Annotated in this window: 16 protein-coding genes; 4 read left to right on the top strand and 12 right to left on the bottom strand. The window is 69.2% G+C overall.

Annotated features, from left to right (window positions below; genetic code table 11):
* Positions 1-71: 71 nt before the first annotated feature.
* From ADK57_RS19550 to proB, 4 genes are all read right to left on the bottom strand, one after another.
* A complete protein-coding gene (locus tag ADK57_RS19550; protein ID WP_234390303.1) occupies positions 72-650 on the bottom strand; it encodes a hypothetical protein in 579 nt (192 codons plus the stop codon).
* A 144-nt stretch (positions 651-794) separates the two neighbouring features.
* The gene (locus ADK57_RS19545; protein WP_053750761.1) at positions 795-2,081 is read right to left on the bottom strand and encodes a glutamate-5-semialdehyde dehydrogenase; all 1,287 of its coding nucleotides are present in this window, start codon (positions 2,079-2,081) and stop codon (positions 795-797) included.
* Positions 2,082-2,142: 61 nt separating this feature from the next.
* Positions 2,143-2,604: a hypothetical protein gene (locus ADK57_RS19540; protein ID WP_053750760.1), complete on the bottom strand. Its 462-nt coding sequence runs from the start codon at positions 2,602-2,604 to the stop codon at positions 2,143-2,145.
* A gap of 217 nt (positions 2,605-2,821) precedes the next feature.
* Positions 2,822-3,928 carry a glutamate 5-kinase gene (gene proB / locus ADK57_RS19535; RefSeq protein ID WP_053750759.1) on the bottom strand — a complete coding sequence of 369 codons (1,107 nt, stop codon included), beginning with the start codon at positions 3,926-3,928 and terminating at the stop codon, positions 2,822-2,824.
* Between the two features lie 205 nt (positions 3,929-4,133).
* Between proB and ADK57_RS19530 the strand changes: the two genes are divergently transcribed.
* Entirely contained in the window at positions 4,134-5,540 is a 1,407-nt protein-coding gene (locus ADK57_RS19530; RefSeq protein WP_053750758.1) for a polysaccharide pyruvyl transferase family protein, read from the top strand.
* Positions 5,541-5,652: 112 nt separating this feature from the next.
* Positions 5,653-7,761 carry a hypothetical protein gene (locus ADK57_RS19525; protein ID WP_420711869.1) on the top strand — a complete coding sequence of 703 codons (2,109 nt, stop codon included), beginning with the start codon at positions 5,653-5,655 and terminating at the stop codon, positions 7,759-7,761.
* Positions 7,762-7,767: 6 nt separating this feature from the next.
* Here the strand turns inward: ADK57_RS19525 and ADK57_RS19520 are convergent, their stop codons facing one another.
* Together ADK57_RS19520 and ADK57_RS19515 are read right to left on the bottom strand one after the other, a co-directional pair.
* Positions 7,768-8,202, bottom strand: a complete 435-nt coding sequence (locus ADK57_RS19520) for a hypothetical protein (protein ID WP_159050102.1) — start codon at positions 8,200-8,202, stop codon at positions 7,768-7,770.
* 77 nt (positions 8,203-8,279) lie between these two features.
* Positions 8,280-14,654: an RHS repeat-associated core domain-containing protein gene (locus ADK57_RS19515; protein ID WP_053750756.1), complete on the bottom strand. Its 6,375-nt coding sequence runs from the start codon at positions 14,652-14,654 to the stop codon at positions 8,280-8,282.
* A gap of 536 nt (positions 14,655-15,190) precedes the next feature.
* Here ADK57_RS19515 and ADK57_RS19510 point away from each other — a divergent pair.
* Both ADK57_RS19510 and ADK57_RS52010 read left to right on the top strand, forming a co-directional pair.
* Positions 15,191-16,402, top strand: a complete 1,212-nt coding sequence (locus tag ADK57_RS19510; RefSeq protein ID WP_053750755.1) for a phospholipase D-like domain-containing protein — start codon at positions 15,191-15,193, stop codon at positions 16,400-16,402.
* Positions 16,403-16,594: 192 nt separating this feature from the next.
* Positions 16,595-16,720: a hypothetical protein gene (locus ADK57_RS52010; RefSeq protein WP_267890771.1), complete on the top strand. Its 126-nt coding sequence runs from the start codon at positions 16,595-16,597 to the stop codon at positions 16,718-16,720.
* A gap of 47 nt (positions 16,721-16,767) precedes the next feature.
* On the opposite strand, the gene ADK57_RS19505 is transcribed toward ADK57_RS52010, so the two are convergent.
* From ADK57_RS19505 to ADK57_RS19480, 6 genes are all read right to left on the bottom strand, one after another.
* Positions 16,768-17,991, bottom strand: a complete 1,224-nt coding sequence (locus ADK57_RS19505) for a glycosyltransferase family 2 protein (RefSeq protein WP_053750754.1) — start codon at positions 17,989-17,991, stop codon at positions 16,768-16,770.
* A gap of 251 nt (positions 17,992-18,242) precedes the next feature.
* Entirely contained in the window at positions 18,243-20,333 is a 2,091-nt protein-coding gene (locus ADK57_RS19500; protein ID WP_053750753.1) for a hypothetical protein, read from the bottom strand.
* A gap of 191 nt (positions 20,334-20,524) precedes the next feature.
* Positions 20,525-22,024: a bifunctional cytidylyltransferase/SDR family oxidoreductase gene (locus ADK57_RS19495; protein WP_053750752.1), complete on the bottom strand. Its 1,500-nt coding sequence runs from the start codon at positions 22,022-22,024 to the stop codon at positions 20,525-20,527.
* 183 nt (positions 22,025-22,207) lie between these two features.
* Complete coding sequence (locus ADK57_RS19490; protein ID WP_053750751.1) at positions 22,208-23,398, bottom strand: hypothetical protein; 1,191 nt, start codon at positions 23,396-23,398, stop codon at positions 22,208-22,210.
* Between the two features lie 112 nt (positions 23,399-23,510).
* Entirely contained in the window at positions 23,511-25,061 is a 1,551-nt protein-coding gene (locus tag ADK57_RS19485; protein WP_053750750.1) for an alkaline phosphatase D family protein, read from the bottom strand.
* A gap of 196 nt (positions 25,062-25,257) precedes the next feature.
* Positions 25,258-26,742, bottom strand: a complete 1,485-nt coding sequence (locus ADK57_RS19480) for an FG-GAP-like repeat-containing protein (RefSeq protein WP_053750749.1) — start codon at positions 26,740-26,742, stop codon at positions 25,258-25,260.
* Positions 26,743-26,817 lie beyond the last annotated feature (75 nt).

The following is a 26,817-nucleotide window of genomic DNA, read 5'->3' as shown; positions in this document are numbered from 1 at the left end:
GTAAACGCCCCGCTACGCGACAACTTCTGACAGGTCCTCACCAGGACCGGTCATGGGCTCGCGGCCGGCGTTCAGGGCGTGCGCGGGACCGCGGAGACGGCCGGCCGGGAGTAGTCGGCGGACGCGGAGGGCGCGGCCGCGGTGCCCTGTTCCAAGCCGGTCGAGGCGGGCGGCAGAACCGGGTCCCCACCATCGGAGGAGGCGCTGCGGTAGACCGCCGCGAAAGCCAGCACGACCATGCCGATACCCATCACGAGGGCGAGCATCCAGGCGACGGGACGGTGCCAGCGGACCTGTTTGCCGTACGTCCCGGGGGCGCCGTAGCGGCCTTCGAGGAGGTCGGTGTCGTCCAGGTCGTCGAGTTCCGGATCATGGCCGAATCCGGTGGGGCCGTCGGGGCCGTAGCCGTCCTCGTAGCGCTCGCCCCTGCCGAGCGCCGCCCGGCGGGCCTCGGCCTCGGAGGCCTCCGCTCTCGCCTGCGCGGCGGCGAGGAGGCGTTCGACGGCGGTCGGCTCGTGCACCACGGCCGCCCGCACGAAGGCCTCGTCGAAGACCACGGAGGCGAACTCTTCGTCCGACACCCCGCGGTCGTGGTCGTCGTCGGGCTCCCAGCCGTCAGGGAACGGCGTGCCCCCCACGTCCTCCGGCACGGATCCAGAGTAGACCTGGGGGGTCAATTTGGGCAGACGGTATGGAAATTCATCCGGTGGATGAGACATCTCCTCTGCGGCACACCGCGAAAGGGCGCGCGTGTCGGATGCATATGCCCCGCCGCGCGCCCAGGTCGTGCGCCCTCAGCGCCGTACGTGTCCGTCCCCGGTGACGATGTACTTCGTGCTGGTCAGCTCGGGCAGACCCATCGGGCCGCGGGCGTGCAGCTTCTGCGTGGAGATGCCGATCTCCGCGCCGAAGCCGAACTGGCCGCCGTCCGTGAACCGGGTGGAGGCGTTGACCGCGACCGTGGTGGAGTCGACCAGCTGGGTGAAGCGGCGGGCGGCCTGCTGCGAGGTCGTGACGATGGCCTCGGTGTGGCCGGAGGTCCACAGCCGGATGTGCTCGACGGCCCTGTCCAGCGAGTCGACGACCGCCGCGGCGATGTCGTAGGAGAGGTACTCGGTCTCCCAGTCCTCCGGCGTGGCCTCGACGACGGTGGCCTTGGAGTCCTTGGCGTACGCCAGCACCCGCTCGTCGGCGTGCACGGTCACCCCGGCCTCCGCGAGGGCGTCCAGGGCGCGCGGCAGGAACTCGGGGGCGATGTCCTGGTGGACGAGGAGCGTCTCGGCGGCGTTGCAGACGCTGACGCGGTGCGCCTTGGAGTTGATCAGGATGTCGATCGCCATGTCGAGGTCGGCGTTGGCGTCGACGTAGACATGGCAGTTGCCGGTGCCGGTCTCGATGACCGGGACGATCGACTCGGTCACGACGGTCTGGATGAGGGAGGCGCCGCCGCGCGGGATGAGCACGTCGACCAGGCCGCGCGCCCGCATCAGCTCGCGCACGCTCTCGCGGCTCTCGCCGGGCACGAGCTGCACGGCGTCGGCGGGCAGCCCGGCCCCGCCCACGGCGTCACGGAGCACCCGCACGAGGGCGCTGTTCGACTCGTACGCGGAGGCCGAGCCGCGCAGCAGCACCGCGTTGCCGGACTTCAGGCACAGGGCGGCGGCGTCCACGGTGACGTTCGGGCGGGCCTCGTAGATGATCCCGACGACGCCGAGCGGGACACGGACCTGGCGCAGGTCGATGCCGTTCGGCAGGGTCGAGCCGCGGACGACCTCGCCGACCGGGTCGGGCAGCGCGACGACGTCCCGCACGTCGGAGGCGATGGCCCGTACCCGCTCAGGCGTCAGCGTCAGCCGGTCGATGATGGCCTCGCTGGTGCCGGCCTCGCGGGCCTTGGCGATGTCCTTGGCGTTGGCCTCGACGATCTCGCTCGTACGGACCTCCAGCGCGTCCGCGATGGCGAGCAGCGCGTCGTCCTTGTCGGCCCGCGGCAGCGGCGCGAGGTCGGCGGCGGCGGCCTTGGCGCGGTAGGCGGCCTGGGTGACCGGGGACATCGAGTCGTACGGCGAAAGCGTGGTCATAAGGGAAGCGTAGTGCGCCGCACGGGCGCGTCCACCGGGCATTCCACACCGCGAGACAGGGTCAAAAGGGATGAACGCCCACCGGCGTCGCCGGTGCCGGTCCGTAGCCCTCGGCGAGGCGCTGGTGGTAGGTCTCGCGGTCGATGACCTCCAGGCCGACGATCTCCCAGGGCGGGAGCTGGGCGGTCTGGCGGTGCTCGCCCCACAGACGCAGGGCCACGGCGGCCGCGTCGTGCAGGTCGCGGGCCTCCTCCCAGTAGCGAATCTCCGCGTGGTCGTTGGCGTATCTGCTGGTCAGGAGAAAGGGATGGTCGTGGGCCAGCTGTTCGAGGCCGCGCCGCACCTCCTTCAGCGGGGTCTCCTTGCCGGAGACGCTGAGGGTGACGTGCCACAGGCGTGGCAGGTCCTCCGGCTTCTCGTACCGGTCGCCGGCCGCGACACTGGTCAGGGCACGCTCCTCGCCGGACGCGCGCGAGGAGGTACCGCCGGTACCGCCGCGGGCCGCCGACGCCCCAGGGCGCACTCGTCTCACGACGGCCTCCTTTACCCAATGGCCGAGCAGCGCTCGTGCTCGTGGTCCTGCGGAACGTGTCCCTGAGACAAAGTTGAGCAGGCCGGGGGCGTCCGCGTGGCGGTTTTGCGGAACGTCCACCTGAGGGCGACGCGACGATCGGGGCGTTCACCCCGTTTTCGGGTGTACTGGAACCCGGCGGCAGGCTTTCGCGGGAGATCGCAGGCTTTCAGGGGTGCAGGATCACCAGATCGTCGCGGTGCACGACCTCGCGCTCGTACGCCGGTCCCAGCTCACGGGCGAGTTCCCGGGTGGAGCGGCCGATCAGCCGGGGGATCTCCTTGGCGTCGAAGTTGACGAGTCCGCGGGCCACCGCGTGCCCCTCGCCGTCCCGCAGTTCGACGGGGTCGCCCGCGGTGAACTCGCCCTCGACGGAGGCGATTCCGGCCGGCAGCAGCGACTTGCGGCGGTCCACGACCGCCCGCACCGCCCCGTCGTCCAGGGTCAGCGAGCCCTGCGGGGTGGACGCGTGCTGGAGCCACAGCATCCGGTCGGCCGAGCGCTTGTCGGCGGGGTGGAAGTAGGTGCCGGTGTCGCCGCCGGACAGCGCGTCGGCCGCGTGGACCGCGCTGGTCAGCACCACGGGGATGCCTGCGGCGGCCGCGATCCGGGCCGCCTCGACCTTGGTGACCATGCCGCCGGTGCCGACGCCCGCCTTTCCGGCGCTGCCGATGTCCACACCGGAGAGGTCGGCGGGCCTCCGCACCTCCGCTATCCGCGAGGTGCCCGGCTTGCTCGGGTCGCCGTCGTACACGCCGTCGACGTCGGAGAGCAGCACCAGCAGGTCGGCGTGGACGAGGTGGGCGACGAGCGCGGCGAGCCGGTCGTTGTCGCCGAAGCGGATCTCGTCCGTGGCGACGGTGTCGTTCTCGTTCACGATCGGGAGGGCGCCCATGGCGAGGAGCTTGTCGAGGGTGCGGGAGGCGTTGCGGTGGTGGGCGCGCCGGCTCATGTCGTCGGAGGTCAGCAGCACCTGGCCGACGCGGACGCCGTAGCGCGCGAAGGAGGCGGTGTAGCGGGCGACGAGCAGTCCCTGGCCGACGCTGGCGGCGGCCTGCTGGCGGGCCAGGTCCTTGGGGCGGCGGCGCAGGCCCAGCGGGGCGAGACCGGCGGCGATGGCGCCGGAGGAGACGAGGACGATCTCCTTCTCCCCGCCGCTGCGGCTCTTGGCGAGGACGTCGACGAGCGCGTCGACCCGGTCGGCGTCCAGGCCGCCCGAGGCGGTGGTCAGCGACGAGGAACCCACTTTGACGACGATCCTGCGGGCCTCGCTCACGGCCTGTCTTGCCCCTGCCACCTTGCGTTCCGTCCCCTCGCACCTCGGCTCTTCCGCAATCTACGCGAAGGGGGCCGGTCGGCGCGCCTCGGTCCAGCCCCCGGACACGCCGCAGGTCACTGTTTGCTCACGCTTCGCATACGGCAAAAAGGTTGTGCTGGTTGCTTATAGAAATGAAACTCTGGCAAAACTTAAATTGACGTTTGTGTCGCACAACGTTCGCCCCTCGAAGCGCATCCTCCTCAGGTCGGGGAAGAGCCCCTACGACGTCGTCCCCGTCGAGGAAGCCCTCCACCGGGACGTCATCGCCACCAACTCCGGCAACCTGATCTTCAGTGATGCCACCCACAAGATCCTTCAGACACCGGGGACCGAGATCGTCTCCAACGGGGTCAGGACCGACATGGCGGCGGCCAAGCGGATCAACGAGGAGTACGACGCCTTCGTCGTACCGCTGGCGAACGCGTTCCGGCCGTCGTTCGAGGGGCAGCTCAAGCGGCTCACCCGGCTGATCAGCAAGCTGCGCATCCCGGTCGTGGTGGTCGGCGTCGGCGCGCAGTCCGGGCTCGACTACAACCCGTCGCGGCTGAAGCCGATGGAGGCGTCGGTACGGGAGTTCGTCTCGGCGGTACTCGACCGCAGCGCGTCGATCGGGGTGCGGGGCGAGTTCACCGAGAAGTACCTGAAGGACATGGGATTCCGGGACGTCGAGGTGATCGGCTGTCCGTCCCTGTTCCTGTACGGCAAGGAACTCGCCGTACAGAAGCGGGCGTCGGCGCTGACCGCCGACTCCCGCATCGCGGTCAACGGCTCGCACAACGCGGTGCAGAAGCAGGGCCTGGACCGGATCATCCGCCGTACCCACGAGCGCTACCCGCACCTGCGCTTCATAGGCCAGAACATCAGCGACGCACGGCAGTTGTACTGGCGGGACCTGTCGGACGCCAACGGCCGGGTGACGGCGATGCCGACACACCCCGAGCACCCGATGTACCGGGAGGACAAGGTCCGCGTCTACGTCGACCCCGTCACCTGGATCGACGACCTGCGCGGCTTCGACTTCTCCTTCGGCTCCCGCATCCACGGCAACATCGCCGCGCTGCTGGCGGGCACCCCCGCGACCGTGCTGTGCGGCGACTCGCGGACGCTGGAGCTGTGCCGCTACTTCGAGATCCCGCACCGCCTCATCAAGGGGCTGCCGAGCGACCTCGACCCGGCGCGGCTGTACGAGGAGGCCGACTTCACCGGGCTGGTCGGCGGCCACCACGAGCGCTTCGAGCGGTTCACGGAGTTCCTGGACAGGAACGGCCTGGAGAACACGTTCACGCACGGCGACGGCGGCACCGCCTTCGACGACCGCATGCGCGCCCTGTCCTTCCCGGCCGGCATCCGCCCCTGGAACGACACCGACCTCGCCTCTCTCACCTCGCGGTTCGGCTGGCTGAACGGCCGCATCGACGAACTGTCGAGGGACAACGAGCAGTTGAAGCGGGAGCTGGCACGAGCCGGTGCCAAGGCGACGGCGACCGTGCTTCAGCCCTCGGTGTACCGGCGGGCGCGGCGGGCGGTGGGGCGGCCGATCCGGAAGGTGATCCAGTCGGGGCGGGGGTAGCGACAGCCCTCGGTCACTCCAAGGCACTGCCGGACACGTGCGTGTCGTCCGGTGGTCGACGGGCGTTAACCCGGGCGGACGACCGTCCTGCGCCGACCTTGGAGTGACCGCAGTGCCTGAACCCCTCCCCCGCCGGCGGCTCGCCGGACTGTTCCTCGCCCGGTGGAACGACCCGACAGGGCTCCTCCTGCGCCGGCACGCGCCCCGCGCGCTGCTCACGGCACTGTTCGCGGCCGCCTTCACCGTCCAGGCCGTCGGGGCGCTCCTCCCCCACATGCCGCTGCTGCTCGCCGCGACCATCGCCTCGGTGGCCGCGGAGGGCGTGCTGCACCGATGGCAGCAGGGCATGGTGACGGTGCTGGCCAAGTCGCACGCCGACCTCACCGTGCGGCACGTACTGCGCGACCTGCTGCTGGTCTTCGGCCTGCTGCGGCTGGGCGAGCAGGACCGGGAGACGGTCTACGCCCCGCTCGTCGCCGGCCTGCTCGCCTTCTACGCGCTGCACTGTGCGATCCAGGCGCTCTCCGTCCTGGTCCGCCGCACCCGCACCCTGCCGGTGGTCACCCGGAACATCGACGCCTCGGCGCTGCGTCTGTCCCCGGCCCCGCCCATCCTGCTGCGCCGGCCCGGTCACCGTCTGCTGGTCTTCGGCCTGCCGTCCACGGCCGGCCTGCTGGCCACGGCGGCCACCGACGACCTCCGCTGCGCGGCCTTGGGGATCGCCCTGTCCCTCGGGCTCGCGCTGATGGGCCTGTGCGACCTTCTCGTACTGCTGCTGCCGAGCCGCCGTCCGGCGGGCGAGCAGGAGGTGCTCGACTGGTTCGACGCGTGGCTGGCCGAGTACAAGCCGACCGTCGGCCTCTACTTCTCCGGCGGCGCGTCCTCGGCGTACCAGGCGAACATGTGGCTGGAGCCGCTCGCCGGGCTGGAGGGCCGTCCGCTGATCGTGCTGCGCGAACGCTTCATGGTGCAGAAGATCGCCGCGACCGACGTGCCGATCGTCTGTCTGCCGAAGGTGTCCACGCTGATGCGCCTGGAGCAGTCCACGCTCCAGGTCCTCATCCACCCCTCGAACTCCGGCAAGACCTCCCAGGTCCTGCGGATCCCCACCCTCAAGCACACCTTCGTCAACCACGGCGAGAGCGACAAGCTGTCCTCCTGCAACCCGTACGCGAAGGCGTACGACGAGGTGTGGGTGGCCGGTCCGGCGGCGCGCGAGCGGTACGCGCTGGCCGAGGTCGGCGTCGAGGACAAGGACGTGGTGGAGATCGGCCGCCCGCAGCTGGACGCCGTACTGCCGTACGCGGGCCCGCCGACGGGGACGTACACGACGGTCCTGTACGCGCCCACCTGGGAGGGCTGGGACGGCAACCCCGGCAACACGTCGGTGATCGAGGCCGGCGAGAACCTCGTACGGGAACTGCTGGCGGATCCGGGCGTACGGCTGCTCTACAAGCCGCACCCGCTGACGGGATCCGTGGACCCGCGCGCCGGGGAGGCGGACCTGCTCATCCGGGAGCTGATCCGGGCGGCGAACCGGAAGCGGACCGGGGACCGGCCCGCCGCCGATGGCGAACTGGCCCGCCTTACGAAGGAGTTGGACGCCCTCACCTCGATCGACTGCCGGTCCGGCGCCGACCAGGTCGAGCGGATGCTGCTGCAGTCCACGCCCGAGCCGGGGCGTGCCGAGGCGGTGGCACGGGTGACGAAGGCCTGGGAGGAGGCGTACTGGGCCTCGCTGCCGGAGTGGGAGCACCAGATCGTGACGGATGTCCGGCCCACGCTGTATGCCTGCTTCAACCGGGCCGATCTGCTGATCAGCGACGTGTCGAGCGTGGTCAGCGACTTCCTGGCGAGCGGGAAGCCGTACGCGGTCGCCAATACCAGCGGGCTGCCGGAGGAGGTGTTCCGCGAGGGCTTCCCGACGGTACGGGCGGCCACCGTGCTGGCACCGGACGCGGGTGGGGTCGCCGGGCTGCTGGAGGCGGTACGGCATCCGGAGAAGGACGAACTCGTCGAGGGCCGCGCCGAGTTGAAGCGGCGTCTGCTGGGACCGGACGAGCCGGCCTCACAGGTGCGCTTCAACAAGGCCGCACGGGAGCTGTGTTCGGCGGCGCGGACGCACCAGGTGCGGATGGCGGGCCGGCTGGCGGCGGAGATTCCGGGACAGCGGTCCGACGCGACCGACGCGACCGACGCGCTTTCGGAACGGTCCCTTTAGCTCTCGTCAGAAAGGCCCGGTGTAATAACGCTTCCTGGATTCGACCTCGGCCTTCAGAAGAGGCCCGGCGAACTTCTTGAAGCGGAGCCACGGTTCGATGTAACCGAGCAGATGATCTGTGATGCGGATGCTCACCATTTCTGTCACGGCGGGCCTTCCGCTGCCGAGGAGGCGTTCGATCACGGTGGCGCACCGGCGGGCCAGATCCTCGTCGAGTTCGTCCTGTGCGAAGAGCTGCTCGAAGGCACGGCCGACGAGGACATCGCTGGCCAGCTGGTACATGCCCACACCGTCCGGGCTGCCGGCGGTGCCCAGATCCGCGCTGAGCCGCCTCTCCTCCTCCTCCAGTGCGGCGATGAGGGAACGGCCTTCCGGAAGTTCCTCCCAAAGCACTTCGCGCACAAAGCGGTGGCCGCTCAGCTCCGGGGGCGAGCCAGTCAAGGAATTCTCCTGCCGAAAGGGCGGTCCGGTGGAGCTGGAAGGCTCCACCGGACCGGACGGTCATTCGAGCGTCAACGCTACGCGATGTCCCTTGGATCGGGACAGTCGCCGAACATCGAGCAGGCCGTATCGCCACGCACCGCCGATTTGATCCCCTCGTAGATGAAGAGCAGATCACCGACGATTCCCAAGGCGCCCATGATCCTGGGCAGTCTCGGCTCGTTCGTCAGGCGCGGTTTGCCCACCACCTTGCCGTTGTACGTCTTGGCTTCCCAGGTCGCACCGGTGATGGAGGCCATCGAGGGTGACGCGATCGTCTCGTTCACCGCGACCCGAACCGAGCTTGCGACGTCCGAGTTGCTCTTGAGGAGCTGGGTGATCTTTCCGCCCGTGTCGTCGTGATCCAGTGCGCCGAAGATCTCCTTGGCCTCGCCCAGCGCGATCTTGCGGTCGTCCGGCGTCAGGGTCGTCTCGCCCTTGCGGTCCGCCTCAAGGAGCTTCTGGAGTCGCCGCAGCTGGTCGGCGGCATCCGCGACGTGCCATTTCCCGGCTGTCTGCTCCCCCGTGTCCAGCTCGCTGATGAGCGCCGTGGCGACCTTGCCGTTCCCGACCTCGGGAACCGAACCCGGCTTGATGTAGATCTCCGCGAGGATCCTCCGAAGCTCCTCGTGCTGGACCGTGGGCGCCTTGGCCGCCTTGGTCAGGTTGACGCCCTTGCCGTTGGCGGTCGTGGGCGGTGAGCTGTTGCCGCTGCAGCGGCACACGTTGGGTCCGGCGCCGCACTCCTCCCAGCCTCCCTGGCAGTCCGCCAGCCGCAGACCGGTGGGGTCGGCGAAGTTGACCGGGTCGTTGTTGCTGTAGCTGTACGACGACAGGCTCTGCGGATCGTCCGGCACGCTCAGCGGGTCGGGACTGAGGAACCGCCCGAGGGCCGCGTCGTACATGCGGGCGCCGAGCAGCGACAGGCCCGTACTGTCGTCCTCCGCCTTGCCCAGGAAGCCACGGTCCGTGCCGGTCGCCAAGGCGGTGCCGCCACGCTGCTCGCCGAAGGGCTTGTAGCGGCGGCGCTGCACCGTGCCGTCCGTCGCCTGGACGGTCAGCTGGCTGGAGGCCTGGGTGTCGGACAGCAGCCAGGTGAGCTTGCCGTTGGTGGTGGTGTTCGACGTGCGCATCGCCAGCGAGGCGCCGCCCGCGTTGTAGTAGCGGGTGGCGGTGAGCCCCGCGCTGGTCTTGTGCACCTCCTGGTCGTCGAGGTAGAGCACGTTCTCGGCCGGGCTGGTACGCAGCAGGACACTGCCCTCGGCGTCGTGGACGTACGTGCTCGTCTCGTCCCCGGTCTGCTTCTCCTGTGTGACGCTGCTGACCCGGTGCAGCGCGTCCCACACCAGCGTGGTGTCCACTCCGCCGACGGTGCGGGAGGTCAGCTGGCCGACACTGTCGTAGCCGTAGACGTCCGTGCCGCCAGAGGACTTGACCACGCTGGTGACGGCATGCGGGCGGGCCGTGTCCGCGGTGTACGTGGACTCGTCCGCGCTGTAGCCCGGGTAGTGGTAGTCGCGGGACACCGCGCTGCCGGCCGCCGAGACCTTGGTCGTGACGGACTGCAGGTTGCCGAGCGAGTCGTAACCGTAGGAGTTCTGGTACGGGTCCGCCCCGGCGAAGTCGGACTGCGGGGTGGTCGTGCAGGTGGTGGCCGCGGTCGTCCACGCACCGGTGAGCCGGCGCAGGTCGTCGTAGGCGTAGCACTGCTGCTGACCCGCGCTGTTCTCCCGGACAGCGGTGATCAGTCCGCCGCTGTTCCTGGTGTACGCGTCGTCCTGGACCGTGCTGGTGGTGCTGCCGGTGGTGGTGCGGCTGGTCAGGGTCTTGAGCCAGTCGGTGCCGCGTGTGTCGTCGTACGTGACGGCGCGGGTCACGGTCGTGCCGGTGGCCGACGTGCCCAGCTGACGTGAGGTCAGCCGACCGTAGTCGTCGTAACTGGCGTCGTTCAGGTAGGTGGCGAGCGGGCTGGCGACCTTGCGCAGCAGTCCGTAGGCGTCGTAGGTGGAGGTGACCGTCTCCTTGGGCAGCGCCCCGAGGTCGGGGTGGTCGACCGCGGTCAGATGGTCGGCGAGGTCGTAGTGGTAACCCGTGGTGTAGGCCTTGTCCAGGCCCGAACCGTCCGCGGGGACGGTCAGGGTCTTGGCCGTCACCCGGCCCCGGGCGTCATAGCCGCCGATGGCCGACGTGTACGCCTTGCCACCGCTGTGGCTGACGGTGCTCGCAACCTGGCCCTTGCCTCCGGGGGCGGTGTCGTAGGCGACCTGGGTGAGCAGCGTGGAACCCTGCGAGACCGTCGTCAGCCGGTTGAGGGCGTCGTACTGCTTGACGACCGTCTGGCCGTTGCCGTCGAGCTCGGTCTCGGCATTGCCGTTGAGGTCGTAGGACGTGGTGATCTTCCCCGCGTCGGGGTCCTCACTGACCAGGCCCTGGCCGGGGAAGTTGTAGGTGTAGTGAGCGGTGTTGCCCTTCGAGTCATGGACGTACTTGAGCTCGCCCTTGCGGGTGTACTCGTACGTCGTGGTGTGACCGGCCGAGCCGTTGCGCTCGACCGTCTTGACCTTCTGGCCGTACACGTCGGTGTAGGTGTCGGTGGACTGCCCGAACGCCGGCTTGACCGTGGTGACGTCCGCGCCGGTGTAGGTCGTGACGACCTTGCCGGCGGCCTGCTCGGCACCGTTGACCTGGATCTGGCTCAGGGTGGTGCGCCCGGCCCAGTCCACGACGACGTCGTTGTAGGAACGCAGGCTGGAGACCGTCGGGTTGACCGGGCCGTCGGTCACCGCGCCGGTGCTGTAGAAGGGCGCGGACGAGCCGGCCACGTTGCCGGAGGAGTCGTACCGGGTGGCGGTGACCGTCCGGCCGGTGCCGTTGGGGGCCGGTACCTGCACCTCCCGGGTCCGGCCCAGTCCGTCCAGGTAGGTGACGGTGGTCAGATCGACCGTAGCGCTCTGCGCCGCCTTGGACGTCACCCGGAGTATGTCGCCCTGGGCGACGTCGGGGACGCCGGTGCTGCTGTCCGCCGTGCGGATGTAGTAGCTGTACGACAGGGACGCGTGTCCGTCCGGCGCGGCTGCGGCCTCGGTCGGCTTGAACACCTTGGTCAGGCGGCCCACCGCGTCGAAGACCTGCTGGGTCTCGTTGCCGTTGGGGTCGACGACCTTCCACGGCTGGCCCCAGAACCGGGAGTAGTAAGTGGTCGTGGTCATCGGGGTGCCGGGGCCGGCACCGTCCGGGTCTGGAGCGGTGACCTTCACTCCGTCGACCGGCCACGAGGTCGCCGGGGTGTAGCTGGTGGTGGTGACCTGGTTCTTGCCGTCCCAGGTCTTGAGGTGCCGGCCCGCCCCGTCGAACTGCGCCTTGTTGGTGCGGTAGGTCGTGGCGTCCGTGTAGGTGCGTACCTCGGTGGCGTTGCCGTCGGTCAGCGCGGCGTCGTTGCCGGCCAGTGAGGTCGCGTTGTCGTAGAGCGTGGTGATCCGGCGGTCGAGGTGCAGCGTGTCCTGACCGTTCGCCTGGTCGGTCGCCTGCGTGGTGCAGGACACGTTGTAGTGCCGTTCGTCGTCCTGGTAGACCATCCAGCGCTTGGTGCCGGTGGAGTCGTCGGTCAGGTCGGACGTGTTGTACCCGCGGCCGTACTCGGTGCACTGGTTGTCGGAGACACCTGCCTCACCCTGGTCGTCGATGCGCAGCGGCAGACCGAAGGTGGTCGAGGCCGCCTCGTTGTCGTCGTACTCGTTCTCGACGCGGTGCAGCCGCCAGGTCGCCTTGTCGCTCGTCGACGTCGAGATCTTGGTGTACGTGTCGGTCGCGGACTCACGGACGAAGCGGGCGTCGGGCAGGCCGGTGTACTGGGCGGTGTTGTGGACCCAGTACTCGTGCCAGACGCGCTCCTGCGAGGTGCCGGCGTCGTCCTGCTCGGACGTCTCCAGAACCTGGCCCGCGAGCCAGGGTGAGTCGGTGTACGCCTTTTCGTCGGAGTCCTTGACGCTCACGCCGCGCGTGGCGGACGGGTCGGTCTTCGAGGTGCGGTCGCCGTCCAGGCCGCGGTAGAGCCAGTAGTACGTGGCGTGCGCGTTCTCGTTGGCCCCCGCACTGACCTTGACCTTGCCGTAGCCGCGCCAGTCGGACCAGGTCTCGTCCTCGTCCTTGACCAGCGGGTCGGCGGTGAAGCGCCAGCCCGGGGCCCCGTCGTACTCGTACCTGGTGGTCATCACCGGGTCGCCGTCACCGGCGTCACCGGGGTCGACGTCGACCTGCTTGACCACGAACTTCTTGAACCAGCCGGTACGTTCCGCGGTCTCGCCCTCGGGCGTCCACTTCTGCCAGAAGCACTCGTAGGCGTTCTCGGACTGCGAGGGAAGGTTGTTCGGGTCGCACTGCCGGTCGAGGGTTCCGTTCACGTCGGTGGCGTGCCCGTAGGTCACCGCGACCGTGGATCCGGTGTCGGTGAACACCTTGTTCACCCGGCGGAAGTTGAGCCCTCCGTCACCGACCTTGTTGTCCTGCCACTCGCCGTTGAAGTTGATGGTGGGCAGGGTGATGTCGCCGCCGGAGTAGCCGCGTCGCTGGATGTAGTCCAGCCACAACTGGTCGCCGACCGCGCCGGACGGGTTCATCAGCGCGTACTTCATCTGGTACTGCTTGACGAGGTCCCAGCCGGAGGTGTTGGTGTCCCGGACGTTGACCTTGATGTCCCACAGCAGGTCGCGCTGGAAGAACGTCGGGTAGTACGTCTTGCCCGCACAGGCGCTGTCACTGGAACTGCCGTCGCAGATCAGGTCGACCGGCACGTCCGGGTACGACTCGGGCTTCGCGTCGAAGGACGGGCACGCGGTGGTCACCGGGTTGCCCAGCGGGTCCTTCTCCTCCATGCGCTCGACACAGCGGTTGACGTGCTGAAAGTCGATCATCGCGGGGAGCTGGGCGCCGGAGATCTGGGAGGCCCAGCCGTAGTCGATGCGCTCCAGGTAGGAACCGGCGTCGTACTTACGGGCCTTGTCGGCGCCGGCGACCGACCGGTACCAGTTCGTCTCCTTGGTGTAGAAGTAGGAGTTCTCCACCTCGTTCGGGGTGACCACACGGTCGAGGCTCCAGCGCCAGGCCTGGTTGCAGTACGTCGGCTGACCGCCGTCGTAGCAGGGCTCGCCCGGGTCGTCGCCGATGACCGGCACGGTCAGCACGGAGTGCGTGGGTTCCCTGACGTTGTCGTTGTTCAGGCGCTCGGTGCGGCCCCAGCCGAAGTAGTAGCGGGTGCCGTCCTGGGTGGTGATCACCCAGAACTCGTCCGAGTTGTCGGGGTTGGCCGGGCTGCCCTTGAGGTGCTGGACCTTCCAGCCCGGGTCCTCCTGCAGATGCCAGGACCCGCCGTTGTCCTTGACCAGTTGCGAGGTCACGCCGTTCAGGGTGATCTGGTAGACCGCGCCCGACGGGTCGTCGGTGGAGTTCGGGGAGTCCCAGCACAGGTCGCCCCACTGCTGGCCCTGGTCCGAGCCGTGACCGTCCTCGCTGCAGTTCTTGTAACGGCGTTCGATGGAACCGACGTTCAGGTCCCAGCCCATGCCGACCCAGGAGGCCTGGTTGTTGGAGGCCGACGTGCGTCCGTCCACGCTCTGGGAGTTGTACGTGAGGGCCAGCTCCGGGGCGACTCCCACCGGAGGCTCGGGGACCTCGATGGGCACCTGATAGGTGAACGCACCCGACCCCAGGCCCACGTCCCACTTGCCGGAGGGGTTCACCGGCGTCGCCCGGTAGTCTCCCGTGTCCGACGACGAGCCCGACGTCACCGCATACACGGTCGCCGCACTCAGCGCCGCCATCCCGGAGTACGTCTGCACCTCGGGCGCCGCCGAGACCGTAGCGGTCAGCGTCTCGCCCTTGGTGTCGTTGCGCTGGCCGGCCACGACCTCGCCGTCCGCGCAGCCGGTCTTCGTCGGGGTGGTCAGCGCGCACGCGGGCAGCTTCACCAGCCGCAGGCGGGACGCGAAGTCGCCGCCGTAGGCGTGGGCGAACCCCGAGTAGTCGATCGACACCTCGAGCGGACCGGACGTCGCCCCGCCGTCCGCGCGGGCCACCGTCAGGCCGACGCCCACGCCGCCGACCGGAGCTATCTTCTTGCGGTCCAGGATCTCGACCCTGGCCTTGGCCGGACGCTCCGCTGTGCTCCAAGCACCGCTCCTGACGCCCGACTTGAGGCTGGACTCGACGCCAGGCTCGGCGGCGGACTCAGCAGCGGCCGCCCTGACCGACACCACCGCGGGTGCCGAGTCCGTCGGTTCGACTCCGCGTGCCTTCGCGGTGTGCGCCGGTATCTCGACCGTCGCCGTGCCGCCCTTCGGCCACACGATCTTGGGTGCCTCCGTCCGCGTCGGCTCGGCCGGCGCGTCCACCCCCTTGTCCAACTTCTGTGACGGCACGGCCGGTTTGCTTCCGTCCGGCAATGCCGCGGCCGCTGTTGGCGCCATCACGACAGCGGTCAGCAGCCCCGTCAGCAACCCCTTGGTTGCCAACAGGGCTGTGCCGCGAGACCTGTTGAGTCTCACGTCCCCCACCCATGTCCGGTCCCACCCAGTACGCGCCGACGGCTCGCCGACGCATGACACCGCACAGCCGTTCCCGCGAAAATCTGTGCGATGGCTGTGCGTGGACCGGGACTTTATGCGGAACTTACTCGTCCGGTCCAGCCCCCATCGGCGCCCTGGGTGACACCCCCTCACCAACAACAGACACCACAGAGGGCAAATGGTTGTCCAACTTTCCCTCTGGAAAATCGTGACGCGTATCTGCCAAGATCGCCCTCTGTTCGTACACAGGGCCGTCACATGCAAGTGCGAAGTACCGCACAGTCACGATCGGCCACACGGGAGGGATGTACATGAGGCGTGCCCGAAACAGCGCACTTCGCCGCCTTGGCACGGTGTTTGCAGCCACACTGGCCACCTGCGGGTTGAGCATGACCACCGGCGGCACACCCGCATTCGCGGTCGAGAACGGCCCCGTCTTCAACAAGCCCGGCGGCACGACCGCCGAGCAGCAGGCGATACGCACCACGTTCCTCGACGTCATCCGGACCGCGGAGCCCGGCGGCACCCTCAAACTGGCGATGTACCACTTCTGGGACAGCACCATCGCCCAGGCTTTCGTCGATGCTCACGCGCGTGGCGTCAACGTACAGATCGTGCTGGACAGCAGCGAGACGACGTCGTCCCACGACGACGAGGTCACCTACCCGATGCTCCGTGACGCGCTCGGTACGAACACCTCGGCGCCGTCCTTCGTCACGACGTGCCCGGTCGATCGCTCCTGCAACTCCACCGTGAACCCGTCGATCAACCACAACAAGTTCCTGATCTACGACTACGGCAACGGCGCCTACTCGACCGTCGTCCAGTCCTCGTCGAACCTCTCGCCGTCCAGCTACTCGAAGTTCTGGAACGACGCGATGGTGATCGACAACGACCACGGGGTGTACCTCGCCTACAGCGCCTACTTCGACAAACTGAAGGCCAAGGACCCGGCGAACTGGGCCTATCTGACGCCCACTCCGTACAGTCCGTACGCGTACTACTTCTTCCCGCGCCCGGCCGACGACCCGCGTCCCGGCGACACCGTGACCGGCATCCTCGACAACGTCACCTGCACGTACACCGAAAGCGGCGTGACGAAGCACTCCACGGTGCGCGTGGGCATGTACAAGTTCACGCGGCAGGCGGTGGCCGACAAACTCAAGGCGATGAGGACGGCCGGCTGCGTGGTCGACGTCGTCTACACCGAGATGGACAGCGCCGACTCCACGGGCAGCGCCGGGACCTGGGAGAAGCTGCACTACACCGGCGGCCCCACGCTGCGCTGCTTCAGCTGGGACGACGACGGGGACGAGGGCACCGCTCAGAGCCCGACGCCCCGTCAGATCCTCCACTCCAAGTTCCTGCTGATCGAGGGCAACTACTCGGACAAGACCGGCCGCAAGGTCATGTGGACCGGCAGCCACAACTACACCGGGCCGGCGCTGACCAAGAACGACGAGACGCTGCTGAAAATCGACGACGCCTCGGTCTACGCCGCCTATCTCGCCCGCTACACCGCCGCCCGCACCGCCGCCCAGCCCGGCACCAGCGACAACACGCCCGCCTGCAAGGGCGTCACGAACACTCCCGAGGCCTGATCGCCGGGCCTGCCCCGCGACCACGAGATCCACGAGCCCCGGAGGACCTGTCACCGTGCGTTTCAAGAACACTCTGCGCGTCGCCGCCCTCACGGCAACGCCCCTCGCCCTGCTGACGGTCGGGGTGGGCAGCGCTCAGGCGTCCGCCCATCTTCCGCAGCGGGGCGCACGGAACAGGTCAGTGCGTCCGGCGTGAACACCACGAATGCCGCCACGTGGGTGCCGTCCGGCAGCACGTACCAGGTCGAGGTCCAGGGAGTGCCTGACGAGGCCGGCGAGGACTACGGCTGCGGTGAGTGGACCGTCGTGGCCGGCTGAGCGGGCGTACGCCCTGGAGCCCGGCCGGTCACGGCGGTCCACTCTCGTCACGCCGCCGCGGCCCGCCCGCCCGGCGTGGCGTCCCGCGCCGGCAGTGCCCGCCGCACCTTGCGGGCAGCGCGCTGTACGAACGTGCCGACGGTGCCCTCGCGGTAGCCCGGGAAGGCGCGGGCCTCGCGGGCGTCGGCGAGGTAGACCGAGTCGGGGATGCCGGCCGGGTGGTCGCGGAAGTGGGGGTAGGCGAGGTAGAGGCGGCGGCCCTTCTTCTCCAGGACGGCCGACGCCTCCTTCTTCGCCCGGACGAACTCCACGACGCCCTCCAGGAGGTCGGGCCGCCCGGCGGCGACCAGGTGCAGCCGCAGCCGCTCGTGGACCCTGAGGCGGCGGGCGACCCCCTCGCTCCAGTACGCCTGCATCAGCGGCTTCGCCAGTTCGAACTTGTGCCGCCGGACCTCTTCGGTGTCCTTGAGGTACCTGGGTCCGAACTGCGGCAGCAGCGTGACGACGAAGGGCCGGACCATGAGCAGGTCGCGCTTCGGGCCCGGCGGGAGCAGTTCGGCGATCAGGTTCATCAGGGCGCGCGCGGAGTCGAAGCGCAGGGTGTAACTCCCGCTCTTCGTCACGTGCTTGCCGTCCTCGCGGCCCACCAGGTAGTAGCAGGTGTGGTCGGCGACCACGGAGACGCCGTCGGCCCGCAGGTAGGCCTCCATCGTGAACAGCGCGTCCTCGCCGGTGAACAGGGACTCGTCGAACTGCATGCCGTGACGTTCCAGCAGTGCGCGGCGGAAGAGCTTCTGCGCGCTCAGGGTGAACTTGATGTTGGAGGAGAAGACGTCGGTGCGCCCCACGGACGCGCTCCACATCGACTTGGGCGCGGACCGGTTGACGCCCACGACCTTGCCGAGGACGACGTCCGTGCCGTTCTCGTCGGCCATGGCCACCATGCGCTCCAGCGCCTCGGGGCCGAGCCGGTCGTCGGCGTCGAGGAAGAAGACGTAGCGTCCGGCGGCCTTGCCGAGGCCGACGTTGCGCGGGCCGCTGGGGCCGCCGGAGTTGTCCTGCCGGATCACCGTGACCGGCATGGCCGCGCGGGCCGCGAACTCCTCCAGGTACTCCCCTGTGCCGTCCGTCGAACCGTCGTCGACCGCGATGACCTCGATGCGCGCCGGAGCGATGGTCTGCGCCTCGACGGATGCGAGGCAGTCGACCAGATACGGCATCGCTTCGTAAGCCCCGATGATCACGCTCACATCAGGCTGCGTCACTGTCATTCTTCCCCCTGGTCACTGAATATTTCCCCCGTATCGCCTCATTGGTCATCGGCGACCTGATAGACGGATGGCCCCCGCAAGCGGTTGCTCGGGGACCACGCTTTCGTGAGCCGCGTCACAGGGTGGATCGAGGGGCGGGACAGCGAAGCGACAGAGATGCACACCAGGGGATACGCAAAAGGGGCCCGGTTTTCGAGGATCACTCCCTCGAAAACCGGGCCCCTTCGACCAGAGCGCCGGTCAGCCCGCGGTCAGGCGGTCAGACCGTCCGCCTCGCCCGCCGGCGCCGTCCCCGGGGCGGGCACCGCGTTCGCCAGCTCCGCCTCGGCCTCCGCGGCCTCCGCGGCTCCGGTCGCCGCCCGTGAGTCCTGGCCGACGTTGCGGGTCTCGGCCTTGATCGCGAGGTCGGCCACCGCGGTGTTGAACTGCTCGATGGACGTCGGCTCGTCCGGACCCAGCAGGTACTGCTTGAGCTCGCTCCGGTCCTCGGCCAGCGGGTCGGCGGCCGGGGCGCGCACCGCGTCGAGGAGCCCGCCCAGCTCGGCCGCGCTGTTGGACAGGATCACCGCGGCGCGCACCGCCGTGTTCTGCCGCTTGAACTCCTCCACGCCGAGCTCGGCGGAGTCCGTGACCGCGTACGGCTTGCCGCTCGCGATGAAGTCGGAGACCACGCTGGAGATGTCGGAGACCATCGCGTCGGAGACGTTGAAGCAGTCGTACAGGCGCGGCTCGGCGCCCGTGACGACCCGGTGCTCCCAGGTGGGGAAGGAGCGCCAGTACGCGGCGTTCCACTCGGCGCGCAGCCGGGCGATCTCCTCGTGCTTCTTGACGTCGACCAGGCCGTCGCGGGTGGCCTCGGCCTCGTCGCCCTTCTCGCCGCCGTTGCCGACCAGCTCGGCGATCCGGGCGTCGATGCGGACCAGCTCCGCCTTGGCCTGCGCCTGGGCGCCGGCGTCGGTCGTGAAGCCCGGGTCGGCGGCGCGCTCGGCGGCGGCCTTCGCCACCAGCGCGGTGATGCGCTCGTGGGCGGCCTTGGCCTGGGCGCTGCGGGTGCCGGTGAAGGGATGCGGCTTGTACAGGACACGGACCGGCGGGTCGGCCTTGACCAGCTTCTTCACGATGTTCTCGCCGGCCAGCAGGATGGAGGTGTTGCCCGGGTTGTCGTCCCAGCCCTCCCAGGTGGGCGCGTAGAGCACGGTCGGGATACGCCCCTGAGGCACCCCCTGCCAGGTCTCGATGGGCGCCAGCTGCGGGCGGCCCACCTCGACGATGTCCTCGTCGCGGACGCCGACGTCGGCGATGGCGTACCGGTCGCGGCCCGCACGCCCTGCGGTCCACACCTCGTCGTACACCTTGCTGAACGGGTTGACGCTGGCCAGCTTGTCGCTGTCGCCGTGGCCGATGAAGACGTGCTTCATGGTCGGGACGCGCAGCATGTGGATGTTCTTGCCCACGTTCGCCGCGTAGAGCGCGACCCGCACGGTGGACAGGTCCATGTTCATCAGGTGCACCCCTCCGGGCACGCAGATGACGGGGACCGTGCTGGGCGCCAGGTTGGCCAGGATGACCCGCTCGCGCAGGATGATCAGCGGCTTGGAGTCCAGCTGCTCCATGGTCTCCAGCCACATGTTGACCTGGTACGCCGAGTCCTTGGAGCCGGAGAAGTACAGCACCGTCTCCGGCCGGTACCGGCGCAGCCAGTCGTCGACCGCGTCCAGCACCTTCTCGGGGGTGGGCGGGGTCTTTCGGCCGCGGACGTACGGCAGCAGCGCCGCCACGTACCCGCAGCCCAGGACCAGGGTGACTCCGATGCCGACGAAACCGGCGAGGGCGGAGTCCGTGGCGGCGGCGACGAGTATGCCGACCACGGCCGCGAGGTCGAGGTGGAGCATCTTCTCGGCCGAGCGGTTCAGCAGACCCTGCGGCGGGGCGTCCGGGATGCGGATGCGCGAGGCCAGGTCGACGTTGCGGGTGGCGACCGGCATCCGGCGCCGGTTGCGGATCAGGGTGACCAGCGCGCCGTGCGGGGCCTGGAGGCCGTAGAACGCGATGAAGCAGGCGGTCGCACCGTAGAAGACCAGGCCGTCCGAGAGGGACAGGCGGGCCAGCAGCAGGATCAGCAGGAGCTGTCTGATCAGGAAGCGGATCGACAGGCCGGCCCGCACCTTGCTGAGGCGGTTGATCAGATAGCTGCCCTTGCGGTGCAGATAGTGGTCCGCCAGGTACGTGACGGCGGTCGCGGCCGCGAAGGCGGGAACGCTCGGGACGAGCGCGGCCAGCATGAGGGCGGGGTAGCCCAGGATCATGAGGGCCGCCGCGGCCAGCTCTGCCGCGCTGCCCACCCGGGCGACGCGAATAGCGGTGCTTATCACGGAGAAACCTGCTCTTGGAGGGGTGCCGGTTTGTGAAAGTCGAAAAAATCCGGAAAAAAGCTTGTGCACGGTCCGGTAATTTTACGGATTCAGGCCCCTGCGAATGCTCCGCGAACGAGCAGCCACAGAGGCCTGAATGACAGACGAATAATTGTTGGTGATTATGCCACGCCGTCCTGGCGGTCCAGGACACTGGCCAGGGCCTGTTCGAAGCCGGACGCCTGCCCGGCGGACGCCGTCGGGTCCTGCTGGCGGACGTCGATGACGTGCCCGGTCAGCTCGGACAGCAGCACGTCGAGCGAGGTGCGGGCGACGGCCTCGGACGAGAGCAGGCTGCCGGACGGCTCCTGGCCGAAGGCCTTGGTGCGCATCGGCGTGGCGGTGCGCTCCGGGTTGACGCAGTTGACCCGGATGCCGTCGCCGGCCCACTCGTCGGACAGGGCCTGGGTGAGGTTCACCATGGCGGCCTTGGTCGAGGAGTAGAGGCTGTACTCGGCGCGGCCGCGGGTGTAGCTGCTGGAGGTGTACAGCAGCAGCTGTCCCTTGGTCTCGGCCAGGTACTTGTACGACGACCGGGCGATCTGCACCGGGGCCAGGTAGTTGACCTTCAGCGCTTCCTCGATGGTCGCGTTGTCGGTCTCGGCCAGCTTGCCGATGCGCAGCACGCCCGCGGTGTTGACGACGTAGTCGATGCGCCCGGTCTCGGCGTACGCCTTGGACAGCGCGTCGTCGACCTCCTCCGGGTTCTCGACGTGGGTGCCGGTGGTGGAGCGGCCGAGCGCGTACACCTTGGCGCCGTAGGACTCGGCGAGTTCGGCGATGTCCTTGCCGATGCCGTACGAACCGCCGAAGACCACGACGGTCTTGCCGGTGAGGAGTTCGCGGTAGAGCTCCTCACCCTTCTGCTCGGGCGTGGCGGTGGAGGCCAGCTGGAACAGCTTGTCGGCGATGAAGACGTCGACGGGCTGAGTGACCTTCATGTTGTACTCGTCGCCCGCGACGACGTGGATCGGCACGTCGGGCAGGTACTTGAGTACGACCGAGCAGTCGTCCGTGGCCTGGAAGTTGGGGTCGCCGGCGGCGACCTCGTAGGCCCGCTTGATCGTGGACAGCTTGAACGCCTGGGGCGTCTGGCCGCGGCGCAGCCGGGAGCGGTCCGGGATCTCCGTGATGAACTCGCCGTCCTCGCCGTGGGTGCGGGTCACGATGATGGTGTCCGCGGACGGGATGGCGACGTCGACCGCCTGGAAGCGCTCGAGCGCCGTGACGCAGTCGTCGATGACGCGCTGCGACAGCAGGGGGCGTACGGCGTCGTGGAACAGGACGTTCACGTCCTCGCCGTCGGCCAGCCCCTCGCCCAGGGCTGCGATGGCACGCTCGGTCGTCTCGTTCCGCGTGGAGCCACCCTCGATGATCTTCTTGACCTTCTGGAATCCGGCCTTGGCGACGATCTTCTCGATGTCGGGCACGTAGCCCGGCGCCATCAGCACGATGATGTCGTCGATCGAGTCCGCCTTCTCGAAGGTGGTCAGGGTGTGCTCGATGACTGCCTTGCCGGCGATCTTCAGCAGCTGCTTGGGGATCGAAAGACCCACACGCTGGCCGGTGCCACCGGCCAGGATCACTGCGGTGGTACGGGGCTTGGCTATGCGCTGTGACACAGGTGACCTACCTTGGGGCGACAGGGAACTTCGAAATGGTCCCACTTGTGGTTACCGCAGTGCAAGGTGAGCGCTGTCCACCGCATATGTGCGCGCAACCTGTCATTCACCTTGCACTCCTGGTGTTTGAGTGACACCCCTTCCGCGGACGCCGGAAATTGCTGTGAGTAACTCCACAGGGACTCAGCGGCGCCGCAGCCGCTTCAGACAACGGTGTCCGAGTACCCGCACGAGTTCCTTCGAAGACGTCTGGTGGACCGTGCGCGCCTTGGCCGGCGCGGTGTGCTGGACCGGCGCCGCGGCGGCCGCCGCAAGTGCACCGTACAGGGCCTGGGCCGCCACCTCGGGTGCGATCAGCGGCTTCCCGGACGTCCCCGGGGCGGGCTTCGGGACGGCGGACAGCAGCGCCTGATCACCGAGGACGCGTACACCCATTCCGTCGATCCGTTGCGCCATCTCGGCGCCGATCTCGGCGGCGGCCTCGACGGCCCACTGCGGGGTGCCGATCTTCACGTCATCGGGACGGGGAGCGCACGCGTTCTTCATATGCATCACGGCGCCGTATCGGACGAGCTGCGAATAGAGCTCGTCCGGGAGTCCATTGCCGCGGAATTCCATGTTAAGTTTTCGCAGCATTTCGGTCTCGGCAAGGGTAAGAGAACGGTTCGCCGCGTCCGGAACGGGCTGCAGAAGATTCGCGGGCAGCCCGAGAAGGTGCTCGAAGGTGCGCATCAGGCCGTCCCGGTCGCGATCGTCGACCACGACGACGGTGATGCGCTCGGGGCCGACCACCCGGGCCCAGCGCTCCACCAGCCGGTCGTGCCGGTGACGGCGCCAGAAACTGGGGTTGGGCTGCTCGTACGGGGCCTTCCGGAGCATGTGCTCGAGCCAGTCCTCGTACCCCATGCGCAGGCCGTTCTGCACGTACTGCTGCCATTGCGAGGGCATGATCCTCGCCAGCGGGCGCAGGGTGATCAGGACGTGCACCCGGTCGCCGCCCAGCTCTTCGACGACCCGGGCGATGGTCTCGTCGTCGGGGGCGTCGGCGAAGAACTCGCTGCTGATGACCGACGTGCGCCTGCCGGTGGCGTTCACCTGGTCAAGCAGGGCGTGCCAGTGCCGGTCGGTGGGCTTGGTGTTGCCCATCATCCCGGGGCGGGCACAGGCCGCCAGGACCGCTTCCATGGGGTGCCTGCTGGAGGCCGGGAAGACGACGCCGTGCTCGGGCATCGCGTCCTTCGCCGCGAACAGCGCGCCCTGGATGGAGGTCGTGCCGGTCTTGTGGGGGCCTATGTGCAGCAGCCGGGTGCCGGTGGGCAGCGGGGCGGTCCCGGTGTTCACCGGATTGTCGTGTCTCGTACAGTCCGTCTCCATAGTCAGAGGACGGTAAGAGAGTTTCCTGAGACTGCGCTGAGAGAGACCTGGGACACAGATGAGTCCCAGGATCCCGTCACACAGGCTTCATACGGCCAGGTCACATCGGCGATCAGAGCAGCCGGACGCCGGGCCTGCCCGCCTCGACCCGCAGCCTGGCCAGCGTGCTGGGGGTGGCCTGCGGCTTCACCACCGTGTCGACGATTCTTACCTGCGCGTCGATGCCGTCGCGGTCGATGTCGAGCAGGTGGTAGCCGCGGTGGGCGTCGAGCAGCTTCCAGTGCGGGTTGTCCGGCATGCGCGGGTCCCACTCCTTGCGGAAGGCGGCCTGGTCCTGGTCGCCGTTGCTGGAGATGGAGGTGCCGACGAACTCGGCGCCGACGACCGCGGAGTCCGGGTTCGCGTAGTCCTCCTTGAGGTCGCTGATCATCGTCAGGTGCCGGTCGCCGGTGAGCACGACCGGGTTGCGGACGCTCTTGAACTCCTCGAGGAACGCGTTGCGTTCGACCTGGTAGCCGTCCCAGGCGTCGTAGAACCAGAGCTTGCCCTCGCCGATCTGGAGGTCGGTCTCGGCCATCATGATCTGCGAGGCGATCAGGTTCCAGCGGGCGGGCGACTCGCGCAGCCCGTCCAGCAGCCACTGCTTCTGGTCGGCGCCGAGCATGGTCAGCGAGGGGTCCTGGGCGCCGGCCTGGCTGGTCGCCTGGTCGCTGCGGAACTGCCGGGTGTCCAGCACGTTGAGCCGGGCCAGCCGCCCGAACTCCAGACGACGGTACATCCGGATGTGCGGTCCGTCCGGTACGGCGCTCGCGCGCACCGGCATGTGCTCGTAGTACGCCTGGTAGGCAGCGGTGAGCCGGGCCACGAACGCGTCGTGCGGCTGCTTGTCCGGGTCCTGCGGGATCTCGCCGGCGAAGTCGTTGTCGACCTCGTGGTCGTCGAAGGTGACCACGAAGGGCGCGCTCGCGTGCATCGCGGCGAGGTCGGGGTCGGTGCGGTACTGGGCGTACCGGTTGCGGTACTGGATGAGGCTGTACGGCTCACCGGTGCCCTCGTGCCGCCGTACGGCCGTCGCCGACGGCGTCGACTCGTAGATGTAGTCGCCGACGAAGAGGACCACGTCGGGATCCTGGGCCAGCATGTCGGCGTACGGCGTGAAGTAGCCGTGCTGCCAGTTCTGGCAGGAGGCGAGTGCGACCCTCAGGTGGCCGCCGGAGCTGTGCCGGGCGGGCGCGGTGCGGGTGCGGCCGGTGCCGGAGAGCTGGCCGCCGGTGCGGAAGCGGTACCAGTACGCGCGGTCGGCGCGCAGTCCCCGTACATCGACGTGAACGCTGTGCCCGTACGCGGGCTGGGCGTGGGCCGTGCCCCGGCGGACGACCTTTCTGAACCGCTCGTCCTCGGCGAGCTCCCACTGCACCGGCACCACCGCGTCGGGCATACCGCCGCCGTTCAGCGGGTCCGGGGCGAGCCGGGTCCACAGCACGATGCCGTCCGGCAGTGGGTCGCCGGATGCCACTCCGAGGCTGAACACGCCGTCGGGCAGCGGGGTTTCGGCTGCTCGGGCGGTGCCCGGCAGCCACAGCTGGGCGGAGGCCGCGGCGCCGAGCACGGCGGCACCGGCGGTCAGAAAGCGGCGTCGGTCGGGCGATACTGCTCCGGTCATCGGGCGAACTCCCCTGCCTCGCTTGCCTCTTGGACACTAGGAAGCTCACGCTTCCGGTTGGTCCGCCCGTTGAACAGAGGCCTGCACGTACATGACAGGTGTAAAGACAACAGGAAACCCGCTGCGACATCGGGAACCAACCCTGAACGTGGGCGTGTCGCAACGGGTCTCTAATGGCCCTGCCGGTGACGGTTGCTCAGTACGCGAACCCCGAGCCGAGGCGCGCGTTCGTCGCCACGGTGCCGAGCGTCCCGGCGCCGAAGGTGAACGAACCGGTCGCGGTGATGCCGGACGAGGCCGACCGGAACACCCACACCGAGCCGGCGTTCGCGTTCTCGCCCGTGGCGCCGACGGCGAGTTCGGCGCGGCCGTCGTGGTTCGCGTCCACGAGTCGGGTCGTGCGGCCGAACAGGTCGGAGTTCTCGGCCGTGCCCGGAACGCCCGCGGTGTCCTGGCTGAACGACTGGGCACCGGTGCCGGTCAGGCCCTGGGCGCCGCCCCGCAGCACGACCACGCTCCCGGCGGCGGTGAGCCCGTCGAAGTCCTCGCCGGGTACGCCCGCCGCGACGTCGGCGTAGCCGTCGCCGTCGACATCGGCGACCGAGACGTCGGAGCCGAAGAAGTCGCCGCTCTCGGCCGCTCCCGGGACACCGGCGCTGTCCTGGTTGAGGTACGTCACCCTGGTGCCGTCGGGGCCGCTCTGGGTGCCGGGGACGACGGTGACCCGGCCGCCCTTGGCGAGCGGGGTGTCGAGGTCGCTGTCGTAGCCGTCGAGGCGGCCCACGACGATGTCCGCGTACCCGTCCTTGTTCACGTCGCCGAGGTCGACGGATTCGCCGCCCTGTATCCGGCGGCCGTCGGCGTCGGTGACCAGCTCGCGCTCGGCGAGTCCGTCCGGGGTGCCCTGCCAGTAGGTGATCCGGCGGGCGTCGTACTCGTCGCCGTCGTTTGCGGTGCCCACGACGTCGTCGATGCCGTCGCCGTTGACGTCACCGGCGGCCAGGTCCAGGTAGCGGGGATCGGAGTCGTCCTCGACGACCCGCTCGCCGCCGTTGGTGACGCCGTCCCGCCCGAAGGGGCCCTTGACGACCCGGAGTTTGTAGTTGTTCTCGACGGCCGCCACGTCCGGCGCCCCGTCGCCGTCGACATCGCCGACCGTGAGCGTCCCGTGGGCGCCGAGCGCGCCCCACGTGCCCACGGTGCTGAGGCCGGTGGCCAGCGAGGAGCCCGCCGAGAGCCCCTGGGCGCCGCCCCAGACGGCCTGTACATAGCCGGAGTTGGTGCCCCCGGACTCGGTGTCCTCACCGCCGACGCCGACGACCAGGTCCGCGTACCCGTCCCGGTCGAGGTCGGCGGTGGTCAGCGCGCTGCCGAACTGGTCGTCGGTCTCGGCGGCGCCCGGGATGCCGGCGGTGTTCTGGCTGAACACCTGCCTGGTCGAGGTCTTCAGTCCGTCCGCCGACCCGTACAGCACGGCCACGTAACCGGCCTTCGTCTTCCCGCCGACGGTCGCCTCGGGTGCCGCCACGGCGAGGTCCGAGTAGCCGTCGCCGTTGAAGTCGTCCCGCAGCTGCGCGGTGGCCCGCTGGGTGTCGGCGTGCGCCGCCGGGAGGACCGCCGCACCGGTCACCGCCATGACGACGGCGAGCCCGACGCGCCAGGTCCTGCGCTGCTTGTTCATGTCACTCTCCCCTGTGGTGCGTTCGTACGAGGGCGTCGTCGCCGTCAGTCCGCCGGTACCGCCGCGAAGCGGGCG

The sequence above is a fragment of the Streptomyces sp. MMG1533 genome, assembly GCF_001279775.1.
Classification (GTDB): Bacteria; Actinomycetota; Actinomycetes; order Streptomycetales; family Streptomycetaceae; genus Streptomyces.
The sequence above is the reverse complement of the archived record's forward strand: the minus strand, read 5'-3'. Positions and strand labels throughout refer to the sequence as shown.

Excerpts from the sequence above, each read along its gene's own strand:
- ADK57_RS19490 (WP_053750751.1), bottom strand. The coding sequence starts at position 23,398 with ATGGAGACGGACTGTACGAGACACGACAATCCGGTGAACACCGGGACC.
- ADK57_RS19545 (WP_053750761.1), bottom strand. The coding sequence starts at position 2,081 with ATGACCACGCTTTCGCCGTACGACTCGATGTCCCCGGTCACCCAGGCC.
- ADK57_RS19485 (WP_053750750.1), bottom strand. The coding sequence starts at position 25,061 with ATGACCGGAGCAGTATCGCCCGACCGACGCCGCTTTCTGACCGCCGGT.
- ADK57_RS19505 (WP_053750754.1), bottom strand. The coding sequence starts at position 17,991 with ATGACAGTGACGCAGCCTGATGTGAGCGTGATCATCGGGGCTTACGAA.
- ADK57_RS19480 (WP_053750749.1), bottom strand. The coding sequence starts at position 26,742 with ATGAACAAGCAGCGCAGGACCTGGCGCGTCGGGCTCGCCGTCGTCATG.
- ADK57_RS19510 (WP_053750755.1), top strand. The coding sequence starts at position 15,191 with ATGACCACCGGCGGCACACCCGCATTCGCGGTCGAGAACGGCCCCGTC.